General features: G+C 67.2%; 9 protein-coding genes. 7 read left to right on the top strand and 2 right to left on the bottom strand.

The window, feature by feature from the left end; genetic code table 11:
* Nucleotides 1-303 precede the first annotated feature (303 nt).
* The 4 genes from F791_RS0102455 to F791_RS0102440 all read left to right on the top strand — a co-directional run bounded on the left by F791_RS0102455 (nucleotide 304) and on the right by F791_RS0102440 (nucleotide 3,630).
* The gene (locus F791_RS0102455; protein WP_018137560.1) at nucleotides 304-654 is read left to right on the top strand and encodes a hypothetical protein; all 351 of its coding nucleotides are present in this window, start codon (nucleotides 304-306) and stop codon (nucleotides 652-654) included.
* Between the two features lie 94 nt (nucleotides 655-748).
* Nucleotides 749-1,366, top strand: coding sequence for a transcriptional repressor LexA (lexA, locus tag F791_RS0102450; RefSeq protein WP_018137559.1), 618 nt, complete (start codon nucleotides 749-751; stop codon nucleotides 1,364-1,366).
* A gap of 4 nt (nucleotides 1,367-1,370) precedes the next feature.
* Nucleotides 1,371-1,994 carry a translesion DNA synthesis-associated protein ImuA gene (gene imuA, locus F791_RS0102445; protein ID WP_018137558.1) on the top strand — a complete coding sequence of 208 codons (624 nt, stop codon included), beginning with the start codon at nucleotides 1,371-1,373 and terminating at the stop codon, nucleotides 1,992-1,994.
* A gap of 169 nt (nucleotides 1,995-2,163) precedes the next feature.
* Nucleotides 2,164-3,630, top strand: a complete 1,467-nt coding sequence (locus tag F791_RS0102440; protein WP_019592127.1) for a DNA polymerase Y family protein — start codon at nucleotides 2,164-2,166, stop codon at nucleotides 3,628-3,630.
* Nucleotides 3,631-3,660: 30 nt separating this feature from the next.
* Here the strand turns inward: F791_RS0102440 and F791_RS0102435 are convergent, their stop codons facing one another.
* Nucleotides 3,661-4,680 (bottom strand): NAD-dependent epimerase, encoded by a 1,020-nt coding sequence (locus tag F791_RS0102435; protein ID WP_019592126.1) that lies wholly within the window; start codon nucleotides 4,678-4,680, stop codon nucleotides 3,661-3,663.
* A gap of 390 nt (nucleotides 4,681-5,070) precedes the next feature.
* Here F791_RS0102435 and F791_RS0102430 point away from each other — a divergent pair, with 390 nt between their 5' ends.
* Genes F791_RS0102430 through F791_RS0102420 form a run of 3 tightly spaced genes read left to right on the top strand, consistent with a single transcriptional unit; the run spans nucleotide 5,071 to nucleotide 8,850 of the window.
* A complete protein-coding gene (locus F791_RS0102430; protein ID WP_018138354.1) occupies nucleotides 5,071-6,201 on the top strand; it encodes a polysaccharide export protein in 1,131 nt (376 codons plus the stop codon).
* A 2-nt stretch (nucleotides 6,202-6,203) separates the two neighbouring features.
* A complete protein-coding gene (locus tag F791_RS0102425; RefSeq protein WP_018138353.1) occupies nucleotides 6,204-6,647 on the top strand; it encodes a low molecular weight protein-tyrosine-phosphatase in 444 nt (147 codons plus the stop codon).
* A gap of 22 nt (nucleotides 6,648-6,669) precedes the next feature.
* Nucleotides 6,670-8,850: a polysaccharide biosynthesis tyrosine autokinase gene (locus tag F791_RS0102420; RefSeq protein ID WP_018138352.1), complete on the top strand. Its 2,181-nt coding sequence runs from the start codon at nucleotides 6,670-6,672 to the stop codon at nucleotides 8,848-8,850.
* Nucleotides 8,851-9,338: 488 nt separating this feature from the next.
* On the opposite strand, the gene F791_RS0102415 is transcribed toward F791_RS0102420, so the two are convergent.
* Nucleotides 9,339-11,432 carry a YjbH domain-containing protein gene (locus F791_RS0102415; RefSeq protein ID WP_019592125.1) on the bottom strand — a complete coding sequence of 698 codons (2,094 nt, stop codon included), beginning with the start codon at nucleotides 11,430-11,432 and terminating at the stop codon, nucleotides 9,339-9,341.
* Nucleotides 11,433-11,439: the final 7 nt, after the last annotated feature.

Here is an 11,439-nt window from a genome sequence, read left to right as displayed (position 1 = left end):
CCCGCCCAACCCTAAGGAAACACTGATCAATGTACACGCTCGCGTTGGTACCCCAGGTTTTCCGAGACAAGGCGCGGTGCGCAGCCGGTAGTGGTTCTACCGGCAAGGGCCGCAACGCAGGATCGGGGAACCTGGGGTACCAACCCCAAGGGGCTCGGCCGCTTTTGCGCGCGCACCGCGTTGCGGCTCCCTTGTGCAGAATGACTGCACGGCAGTCACCGCGCCTTGTTCGCACGCAAAAGCGACTCGAGCGCGAGCGTGTACATTGATCAGTGTTTCCTAATCTTCTGCGCGAGGAACGCCATGCAATTCGTACTGCTCGCCGCCGTGGTCCCGCGCAACCGGGCCGACCGTGCCATCGAGACCGTGCGCCGCGAGGGCGCCGCCGGCCTGACGCTGCTGGAGGGCCAGGGCATTGCCCAGCTGCGCCGCACACCGATCATGGATCTGAAGGACTCCGCGGCCCGCAACGTGCTGCTAATGGTCCTGGAGGCCAGCCTCGCCGAACGGCTGCTGAAACGCCTGGACGAAGAACTCGCTTTGAGCGAGGTCGGCAACGGCTTCGCGTTCACCCTGCCGATCAAGGACATCGCCGGCATCAAGCCGGAGCAGATCGAGCACCTGCGCAAGACACTGGAGCAGGGCTCGCCTTAGGGAAACACCGATCACGAAGGCGCTTGCCGCTACTTGCCTCGGACTTCGCCACGGAATACTGTATTTATGAACAGTTATCCGTGGAGCACCCGCCGTGTCCCTGACCGCGCGCCAGCAGGCCATCCTCGACTACATCAGCGAGACCGTCGCCACCCAGGGCACGGCCCCAACGCGCAGCGAGATCGCCCGTGCCTTTGGTTTCCGCTCGCCCTATGCGGCCGAATGCCACCTGAAGGCCCTGGAGAAAAAGGGCGCGATCGAACTGGTGGGCGGGGCCGCGCGCGGTATCCGCCTGGCCGGTACGCATGCGGCCCGACCGGCCGAACTACCTCTGGTCGGGCGCGTGGCCGCCGGCTCGCCGATCCTCGCCACCGAGCATATCGAACGCCACTACCGGATCGACGACAGCCTGTTCCGGGCCCGCCCGGACTACCTGCTGCGCGTGCATGGAGAAAGCATGCGCGACGCCGGCATCCTCGATGGCGACCTGCTGGCCGTCCGCCAGACCCCGGAGGCCCGCCCCGGCCAGATCGTCGTGGCCCGCATCGAGGACGAGGTGACGGTCAAGCGCTTCGAGCAGGACGGTGCCCGCGTGCGCCTGCTGCCGGAGAACCCCGACTTCGCCCCGATCGAGATCGACCTGGAGCGCCAGGAGCTGGCGATCGAGGGTATCGGGGTCGGCGTACTGCGCGATCTTGAAGCGCAGGGCTAAGCCCGTGCCCGGCATTGATGCCCTGCTCGATCATCCGGCGCTGTGGCGCGGGCGCAGCGCCGCCCCTGCCGCGAATGCCCCGGTCTGGCCGAGTGGTCACCCGGCGCTGGACCGGGCCCTCGGGGGCGGCTGGCCGCGCGGCCAGCTGATCGAACTCCTGGGCTCCCCCTTTGGCTGTGGCGAGACCCGTCTGCTGGTCCCCATGCTCGAGGCCTGCGGTCGCGAGGGGTACTGGATCGCACTGCTGGCGCCGCCCGCCACGCCCTGGCTGCCGGGCTGGCAGCCGCTTGGCATCCCGCCGGAACGGTTGCTGCTGATCCGCACCGAACACAACCGCGACACCCTCTGGGCCGGCGAACAATGCCTGCGCGACCCGGCCTTCGGGGTCCTGCTGGCCTGGCTGGGCGGCCCGGTGGAAACCGCGTTGTTGCGTCGGCTGCGCCTGGCCGCGGCCGAAAGCCAGGCCTGCGCCATCCTGTACCGCCCGCCGCGCGCCGCGGAGCAGCCCTCCCCGGCCCATCAGCGCCTGCGCTGGCAGCCCGCCACCGACGGCCTCGAACTGAACTGCCTGAAGGGCATCGGCGACTGGGCCCGTTCCGGCCAGGCCCTGCACATCCCGGTGCCCTGAGATGGGCCATCCGGAGCGACCACAAGCCGTCCCGCACCCGCGTGCCTCGCGCCCGGCCCGCGCATGGCACCAGGCAGCACTGATTCCGCCCTCGATTGCACCCTCGGAGCATCCAGCGGAGTCCGGCCCTGCCCCACGGATCGGACCACGCTCAGCAAACGAACAGTGGATGGCGGTCGAGCTGCCGCACCTGGCGCTGGAGACCCTGGCGCGTGCCGAGGCGGGCCGTTCACGGCTGACCGAACGCCCCCTGCTGGTGGTCGAGGCCGGCGCCGCTCCACGCGTGCATGCCGCTAATCGCGCCGCGCGCCGCACCGGGGCCCGACCGGGCATGGCGCTGGCCGATGCCCTTGCCATCCTCGACACCCCGGAACTCGTCGAGCACGACCCGCAGGCCCAGACCGCGCAGATCGCCATGCTGGCCGGCGTGCTGCTGCAGTTCTCCGATCACGTGCACCCGGAGCCGGAGGCCCGGCGCATCCTGCTGGAGGTCGGCCGCAGCCGGCACCTGTTCGGCGGGCTCGCCGCCCTGCGGGAACGGGTGCGGGGCACCCTGGAGGGACTGGGCTTCCACCCGCGCATCGGCGTGGCACGCAGTCCGGCCGCCGCTCGCCTGCTGGCCACCCTGCGTAATCCCGCGATCCCCGAAGATAGCGAGGCCCTGCGCCGCACCCTGTCACCGGTCCCACTGGAGGCCCTGCCGCTCTCCGCCGCGACCCGGGAGGGCCTGCGGGCCATCGGCCTGCGCCAGCTCGGCGACCTGCTGCGCCTGGCGCGCCCCGAACTCGCGCGCCGCCACGGCCCGGAGTTGCTGACACTGCTGGATCGGCTGCTGGGGCGGCGCACGGAGACCCTGCCGCGCTTCGACCCGCCCCCGGAACTGGACCTGTCGCTGCGCCTGGAACACGAGATTCATGCGACCGGGGCCCTGGCCTTCCCGCTCAAGCGCCTGCTGCGCCAGGCCGAGGCCCAGCTGCGCGGCCTGAACCGCAGCCTGCAGGGGATGACGCTGGAGCTGAAACACCGTGAGGCGCATGCGCGGATTACCGCTACCCGAATGGCCCCTACCCGAATAACGCTGGAACGCGGCGATCCCGGTATCCGTGCGGAGGACTGGCTGCCCCTGTGGCAGACCCGGCTGGAACGCGAGGTCCTGCCCGCCCCGGTCATCGGCCTGCGCCTGCGGGCCACGCGGCTGCTCGACCCGCCCGCGCAGGGCGCCAGCCTGCTGGCCGAGACACCGGGCCACCCGCCGCCAGACGCGCAGCTGCCGGCCGTGCTGGCCCGCCTGAGCGCGCGTCTGGGCGAGCAGGCGATCGTCCGGCTGACCGCCAGCGGCATCCCGCGCCCCGAGGCCGCCCAGGACGCGCGACACGATCTCGACGCGGCAGCCTCACCCCCGCCGCCGACACCCGCGCAAATGATCTGCGGCACGGCGCTGTGGCTACAGGACCCACAGCCGACCCCACCCCCGCTGCAAGCACACGGGCTGGGCCGGCTGGAGGATGGCTGGTGGGACCGCGGGCAGGATGTACGCCGCGATTACGCGGTCACGCGCGACCGGCAGGGTCGCAGGCTGTGGCTGTACCGCTGCCTGCGCAGCGGCCAGTGGTTCCGGCAGGGGTACTGGGGGTAGCGCGCCAGTACGGCGCGCCCGGGTTACTGATCAGACGCGGTAGTACTCGCGATACCACTCGACAAAGCGGGCGATACCGTCTTCCACCGCGGTCGCGGGGGCATAGCCCACGTCCTCGCGCAGGGCCTCGACATCGGCGTAGGTGTCCGGCACATCGCCCGGCTGCAGGGGCAGGAGGTTTTTCTCGGCCTTCTTGCCCAGGCAGTCTTCCAGCACCTCGATGTAGCGCATCAGCTCCACCGGCTCGTGGTTGCCGATGTTGTACAGCCGGTAGGGTGCCGCACTCGTCGCCGAATCGGGCTCGGCCCCGGTCCACGCAGGATTGGCCCGTGCCGGACGATCCAGCGCGCGGATCACGCCCTCGACGATGTCGTCGATGTAGGTGAAGTCACGGCGGTGGTGGCCGTAGTTGAAGACGTCGATCGGCTCGCCCGCCAGGATCTTCTTCGTGAACAGGAACAGCGCCATGTCCGGCCGGCCCCAGGGGCCGTAGACGGTAAAGAAGCGCAGGCCCGTCACCGGGAGCTGGTAGAGGTGCGCATAGGTATGCGCCATCAGCTCGTTGGCCTTCTTGCTCGCCGCGTAGAGGCTCAGCGGGTGGTCGACGTTGTCGTGCACCGAGAACGGCATCGTGGTGTTGGCGCCGTAGACGGAGCTGGAGCTGGCGTAGACCAGGTGCTCCACGCCGTTGTGCCGGCAGCCCTCCAGGATATTGCCGAAGCCGACCAGGTTGGTGTCGACATAGGCCGCCGGGTTTTCCAGCGAGTAGCGCACCCCGGCCTGAGCCGCCAGGTTGACCACCCGCTCCGGGCGATGCTCGCGAAACACCCGCTCCATCGCCGCGCGGTCGGCGATGTCTTCGTGTTCGAACACGAAGCGCTGGCGGGATGCCGGCAGGGCGCGGATGCGGTCCAGCCGGGCCCGCTTCAGGCTCGGGTCGTAGTAGTCGTTCATGTCGTCGACACCGATCACGGTGTCGCCACGCTCCAGCAGGCGCAGGGCCAGATGGGAGCCGATAAAACCTGCCGCGCCGGTGATCAAGACTTTCATGTCGCCTCTTCCTTGTCGGATGGATGGGACCGGTGTGTCCGGACGTTTCGCTTGCCCGCGGGCGTTGTGACGAGGGTCCGGGTCACTCGTTCATGGGGTGAACGCGATGGATTCAAGCATCGGCCGGAATGGCCCCGCAACGCCGGTTCCGGGAAACGTGAGGTCGATCCGTCGAAGCTGTGACCAGCCCCGTAAGTTTCGGATCGCGGCATTGCCCGCAAGGGGTTGGCTGCCGATATTTTGCGCCAGTTCGACGACGATCCGGCCCATTCATGACATGGTCGGCCCGCTTGAGGCGGACCCGGTGGGGCTCGCCAGGATGAATCGCAAGGTGACGACGCGGCCGTGGGCGCCAGGGGCGTTGCGGCCATGCGCAAAAGAGGAAGATCCATGAACGTGATTCCCCCCGTACGCTGGGTCCTGTTACTGATCCTGCTGGTGACATTGGGTGGATGTGCCTGGGCCCCTGGCGGGCACATTGCCGAGCGCACCTCCAGTGCCCCGGTGGAGGACCTGGTCGATATCGAGCCCATAACCTTTGGCCTGATCCGAGCCCAGGAGACTCGCTCGGTCCCGCCGGACCTTCGCCGTGTAAGCGACGAGATGGCACAGGACGTCGCTGAATACGACTACCGCATCGGTCGCGGCGACGTGCTGGCGGTCATCGTGTACGAGCACCCCGAGTTGACCATCCCCGCCGGGAGCGAGCGATCGGCCGTGGAGTCGGGGAATACCGTGCACCCGGACGGCACGATCTTTTACCCCTATATCGGGCGCGTGGAAGTCGAGGGGTACACGGTGTCGCAGGTGCGCGACCGTATTGCGCGCGATCTCGCCACCTTCGTGAACGAGCCCCAGGTCGAGGTGCGAGTGGCGGCCTTCAACTCGCAGAAGGTCCAGGTGACGGGCTCGGTACGCGAGCCCGGTGTGCAGCCGGTGACCAATGTCCCGCTGACGGTGCTGGATGCGATCCATCACTCGGGTGGGCTTTCCGACGATGCCAACTGGCACGAGGTGATCCTCACGCGGGAAGGCGAGGAGATCGTCATCTCGCTCTACGACATGCTGCGCTATGGCGACATGTCGCAAAACCGGCTCCTGCGTGACGGCGACGTGCTGCATGTCCCGGATACCGCCGGCCAGCAGGTCTACGTGATGGGCGAGGTAGGCGACCCGCAACGGCTGCCCCTGGGCCGCGGTCAGCTGACACTGATGGATGCGCTCAGCCAGGCCGGAGGGTTTAACGAGAACCGGGCGGACGCCAGCGGCATCTTCGTGATCCGCCGTGCGCCACCGGAGAGCGACAAGCTTGCGACCGTCTACCAGCTGGATGCGCGCAATTCCGCAGCGCTGATGCTGGGAGCCGAGTTCGAGCTGGAGCCGCTGGACATCGTGTATGTGACAACGACGTCGCTGGGCCGCTGGAATCGCGTGATCAGCCAGCTGCTGCCCACGGTCAGTGCCGTTTATCAATCCTCCCGTACCACGCGCGACGTGCGTCGCCTGTCGGATGACTTCTAGCCATGTTTAACCGGATTCTGGTGGTTTGTACCGGCAATATCTGCCGCAGTCCCGTGGGCGAGGCACTGCTGCGCGAGCGCCTGCCCGATCGCTCGGTGGAATCCGCGGGCCTTGGGGCGGTGGTCGGGGAGGGCGTCCACCCCGAGGCACGGCGCCTGGCCGAGGCCGACGGTCTGGACGTTACGGCGCACAAGGCCCGCCAGATCGAGGCGGACTGGCTGCATCACGCCGATCTGGTGCTGGTGATGAGCGAGGGCCAGCGCCAGGCTGTCGGCGGGCGCCACCCCGAAGTGCTCGGCAAGACGATGCGATTTGGTCACTGGCTGGAAGGCGGCCGTGGCCGAGATATTCCCGATCCCTATGGCAAGAGCCCCGAGGTCTTTGCGCAGGCTCATGCCCTACTCGTGGAGGCTGCCGATGCCTGGGCACGGCGGCTGAACCGATGATCTCCGACACAGGTAAGTCCCGATGACAAAGAACCATTCCCCCGGGGTGCCGGAAGGCGAACTGGATATTGGCCGACTGCTCGGCCAGTTGCTGGACCACAAGTGGCTGATCATTTTCATAACGGCACTGTTTGCCATTGCGGGCGCGGTATACGCCACGGTGTCCACCCCGATCTACCGCGCCGATGCACTGGTGCAGGTGGAGGACATGGGACGCTTCAGCAGCCCGTTGTCCAGTGTGCGCGAGATGCTGGGGCAGGAGCCGCGCGTCGAGGCCGAGCTGCAGATCCTGCGTTCACGCATGGTCCTCGGGCGCACGGTCGATCAGGAGGCACTGGATCTGGTGGTACGCCCGCACCGTATGCCGGTGGTGGGCGATTACCTCGTTCGCCGGGGCATGGAGCGCCCCGCCTTTGCTCAGTCCAGTGTCTGGGCGGGCGAGTCGATCAACGTGGGCGAGTTCCAGGTGGCCCGAGCCTACGAGGGGCGCACCTTTACGCTGGAGGTCCTGGATGACGATCGTTATCGCCTGATCAACGGGGATCACGAACTGGGCGAGGGGCGTATCGGCGAGGACGTGGAGTTCTTCGAGGGTGACGTGCGCCTGCGTGTGGCCGAAATGGATGCGGGGCCGGGTGCGCGTTTTGATATCCAGCGGCGTTCGCGCCTGGCGGCGATCAACAGCCTGCGTGGGCAGTTCGAGGTGGGGCAGCAGGGCCGCGAGAGTGGCGTGTTCAGCCTGACCCTGACCGATCCGGACCCGCAGCACGCCCAGCGCATCCTGAACACCATCAGCCAGATCTATCTGACGCAGAATGTTCAGCGCAAGGCCGCCGAGGCCGAGAAGAGCCTCGAGTTCCTCGAGGAGAAGGTCCCGGATGTGCGCGATCAGCTGCAAACCGCCGAGGATGCGCTGAACGAGTACCGCACGGAGCGCGACAGCGTGGATCTCTCGCAGGAGACCCGTGCCGTGCTCGACCGCCTGGTCAACCTGGAACGTCAGCTCAACGAGCTGGAGTTCGAGGAGGCCGAGATCTCCCGGCGGTACACGGCCAGCCATCCGACCTATGCGGCCCTGATCGACAAACGCCAGAAGCTGCAGGAGGAGCGCAACCGGCTGAACCAGGAGGTCAGCGCGCTGCCGGAGACCCAGCAGCAGATCCTGCGTCTCAACCGGGATGTGGAGGTCAACCAGGACATCTACGTCCAGCTGCTCAATCGCATGCAGGAGATGGATATCGCCCGCGCCAGCACGGTGGGCAATGTCCGCATCCTGGACGACGCCCAGGCGGGGCTGTCCGCGGTCGAACCGCAGCGCAACCTGATCGTGATGCTGTCCACGGTATTTGGTGGTGGCCTGGCGATCGCGCTGGTGCTGGTGCGCGGGATGTTCAACCGCGGGGTGGAATCGCAGGAGGAAATCGAGGCGATCGACCTGCCGGTGTATGCCAGCGTGCCGCGTTCCAGGGCGCAGGAGAACCTGCTGCGCCGCGTGAAACGGAGCAACCAGCCGCGCGGCTACGATGTCCCGGGGGGCGTGCTGGCCTCGATCGATCCGGCCGACGATTCAATCGAGGCACTGCGTGGCCTGCGCAGCAGCCTGCATTTCGCGATGCTGGAGGCCGAAAACAACCGCCTGGTGATTACCGGTCCGAGTCCGAATGTGGGCAAGAGCTTTGTCTCGGTTAACCTGGCGACCGTCTGTGCCCAGGCGGGGCAGCGCGTGCTGATCATCGACGCCGATCTGCGCAAGGGGCATGTACACCACGCCTTCGGTCAGCGCAGCGACGGGGGACTCTCGGAGTTTCTGGCGGGCCAGGAATCCCTGGAAGGCGTGCTGCGCCGCACGGACATCCAGGGGCTGGACTACATCGCCCGTGGCAGCGCGCCACCGAACCCGTCGGAGTTGCTGATGAGCGACCGTTTCAGCCGCATGCTGGAACAGCTCAGCCGGGATTACGACCTGGTGCTGATCGACACGCCGCCGATCCTGGCGGTCACCGATGCGGCCGTGGTCGCACGCCAGTGCTCGACCACCTTGATGGTGGTGCGCTTCCAGTTGAACCCGCTGCGCGAGATCGAATCGGCACGGCGCCGTCTCGATGCGGCGGGGGTCGATGTGCGTGGCTGTATCCTGAACTCGATCGAGTACAAGGCCTCGACCAGCTACGGCTACGGCTATTACCACTACTCCTACAAGTAGTGGTCCAGGGGGGCCGCTAAACAGTGGCCCCATCTGACGCACCCCTGGCCCCGGCAAATGCCGGGGCTTTTTTGTGGCGCGGATCGGGTGCCGCCAGCCATGGGCCACGCCTTTGCCCTGGCCGGTTCTGCGTGACCCCCGCTGCGCGTGTGCAGTCTTTCAGTCGATTGCCAGGCGAATGACCCGGGCGGCCCGCACTGGCTGCTGGCCAGCGGACGTTGGGGTGCCCAGTCTGCCGGCGGGTTTCAGTGGGTTTCCTGCGCGGCGCGGAGAGTCGAAAGCCAGCTAACGGGTGTGTACCCGGGGGCGAACGATGCCGTGCGGTCCGGTTGGGGATGCGCGGCCGTGGCGGGCTTCCCGATTCAGAGGGGGGCTGGTTGTGTCGAATCTGGCAGGCGAACAAGGGCAGGCGACGCGGGTGCGTGCAGGCACGCAGGGTGTCTGGAAGGAAGGGCTGCCCGGGACTCGATGCCCCGGACACCGGGGGATTAACGCCAGGTGGCGTCGGGCTCGTCCCAGTAGCGGCCGACCTGACGTTCTTCGGTGATGTCGAACAGCTGATGACGTCGGTTCAGGCGCGCACCACCGTCGCGGGTCAGCGGCTGCCAGGCGATGTTGGCCCGGTTGCGGCTGGAGGTGGAGAAGAAGGAGTCGTAGGGGACCGACAGGTACAGGCCCTTGTCGAAGCTGCCTTCGCCGAAATCGTCACCGGCATCGGTGAAGGTCGACCAGGCGCCGACCCGCACGCCATTGGCGAATTCGCGCGAGAAGTCGAGGGTGGTCCCGAGGTCGCCCGCCAGATAGCGGCCTACGCTCACCCGTGCATGGATGTCCTGCACGCCGGTGTTGATGTAGGTGGTCACATGCCCAGTCACCTGCTCGTAGTCCCGCAGGCCGAACTGCTGGTTAAACTCGCGCTGGCGTACCCAGTTGGCATCGACGCCGATGGCCCAGCGGCTGTTGAACGGCCGGTACAAGACCTCGGCCCCGACACCCGCGTACATCATCTCCAGAAGGCCACCGTAGCCCATCGCGTACCAGTTCTTGCCCAGTCGCTTGGTGTGGGTGGCCTGCAGGTTGGAGATGCCTACGCTGGTCTCGGCGAGATAGTCGCCGATGTGGGTGCGCACGCGGGGCAACTCGGAATCGGCGATGTATTCGTAGTTCTCGAGGTTGTCGGCCAGGGTTGTCGTGAGCATGGACGAGATCCAGGTGCCCTGGGCGAGGTGATAGCTGGCATCGAGATAGGCGGACAGCCGGTACAGATAGCCGTCGGGGCCGCCAAAGTTCTGTTCCAGAGAGGGGCCTGCGCCCCATTCGAAGCGCCGGGGTTCGGCCTCGTAAAGGACCTCGCCGCGATCATTGTTCGTCGTAGGTTCGATATCGCGTACCCGCACGCTGTGCCGGTAGTCGGTCTCGTGATCCGCGGAGGCCAGTGCGCGGCCAAAGGCCTCCCGGTCGTGCAGGCTCTCGCGCAGGTCGAGCCCCAGTGTCTGCCAGCGGTACTGGAAGGTGTGGATGCCGGCATCGGCCTGCGCCTCAAGCAGACGGTTGGCCCGCCCTTCGGACTGCTTCAGGTTGCGGTAACGGGCCGGTTCGCCCGTGACCTCGATGGTGTCGCCGACCTGGCGGATCTCGGTCACGTAGATCCCGGCATTGGTATTGAGGTCCGTGGCCACCGCATCCCAGTCGCGGCGCTCCACATGGGCGGGGTCGACTGGGGCCGGGTCGTCGGCCTTGGGCTGCGAGAGCCGCGCCAGGTTGGTCGTGAAATGGAGGCCCACCATCGCGGTATTGCCGCGCTGCCAGCCGGTATGCAGCTCAATGCTGTTGGTCAGTTTCAGCCGCGCGCCGAAATTAAAGCGGGAATCCTGTTCCTGGGCGTTGTCCTGAGGTTCTTGCTGATAGGTGTTGCCCTCGTATTCGACTTGAAGCAGCAGGCGGTCCCAGGGCGTCTGGTACTCGACCCCCCCGAACAGGGCCGCCGGGCCACGGAACATCTGGTGCGTGGCGACCTCGCCGCCTTGACCACCCCCGGCGGACCGTGGGCGTTCGTCAAAGCTGTCGTCAATCCAGCCAAGCGGTGATTCGATATCGCCGTGATTGCCCAGGTAACCCCAGCCAATCCCCAGGGAGAAGTCGAAGTTGTTCCAGCGCTTGTTGGCAACCAGGTACTCGCCACCGAACAGGGTCGTGCCGCCCAGGTCCTGAAAACCGACGGCCACTTCCGGGATATAGCGGCTCTCCTCGACCAGGCGGAGTTTGATGTCCGCGCCTTTGTCGATGTTGTAACGGTCGTCATCGCCGGCGGCCAGATATGGTCGGTTCTCGACCTGTATATAGCGAAAGCCGAGTTCCATCCAGTCGAGCGGCTGTACGAACACGCTCCAGCGACGGTAGGGGTAGGTGCGGTTCCAGCCGGCGGCGAAGTGACCGGCATCACCGGTGCGGGCCGTGGGGGTCTGCATCAGACCGATCCCGCCGGTATCCCGCTGGCCCTGGCCGAGTCCGAATTCCTCGGCCTGTGCCGTGGGCAGGCCCAGGCCGAGGAGCACGGCGACCACCAGGCTGCGGCGGCGCATGCGCAAA

It is taken from the genome of Thioalkalivibrio sp. ALRh (assembly GCF_000381425.1).
Classification (GTDB): Bacteria; Pseudomonadota; Gammaproteobacteria; order Ectothiorhodospirales; family Ectothiorhodospiraceae; genus Thioalkalivibrio.
The sequence above is the reverse complement of the archived record's forward strand: the minus strand, read 5'-3'. Positions and strand labels throughout refer to the sequence as shown.

Coding starts and splice junctions, on each gene's coding strand:
- F791_RS0102430 (WP_018138354.1), top strand. CDS start 5,071: ATGAACGTGATTCCCCCCGTACGCTGGGTCCTGTTACTGATCCTGCTG.
- F791_RS0102435 (WP_019592126.1), bottom strand. CDS start 4,680: ATGAAAGTCTTGATCACCGGCGCGGCAGGTTTTATCGGCTCCCATCTG.
- F791_RS0102425 (WP_018138353.1), top strand. CDS start 6,204: ATGTTTAACCGGATTCTGGTGGTTTGTACCGGCAATATCTGCCGCAGT.
- F791_RS0102455 (WP_018137560.1), top strand. CDS start 304: ATGCAATTCGTACTGCTCGCCGCCGTGGTCCCGCGCAACCGGGCCGAC.
- F791_RS0102415 (WP_019592125.1), bottom strand. CDS start 11,432: ATGCGCCGCCGCAGCCTGGTGGTCGCCGTGCTCCTCGGCCTGGGCCTG.
- F791_RS0102440 (WP_019592127.1), top strand. CDS start 2,164: ATGGCGGTCGAGCTGCCGCACCTGGCGCTGGAGACCCTGGCGCGTGCC.
- F791_RS0102420 (WP_018138352.1), top strand. CDS start 6,670: ATGACAAAGAACCATTCCCCCGGGGTGCCGGAAGGCGAACTGGATATT.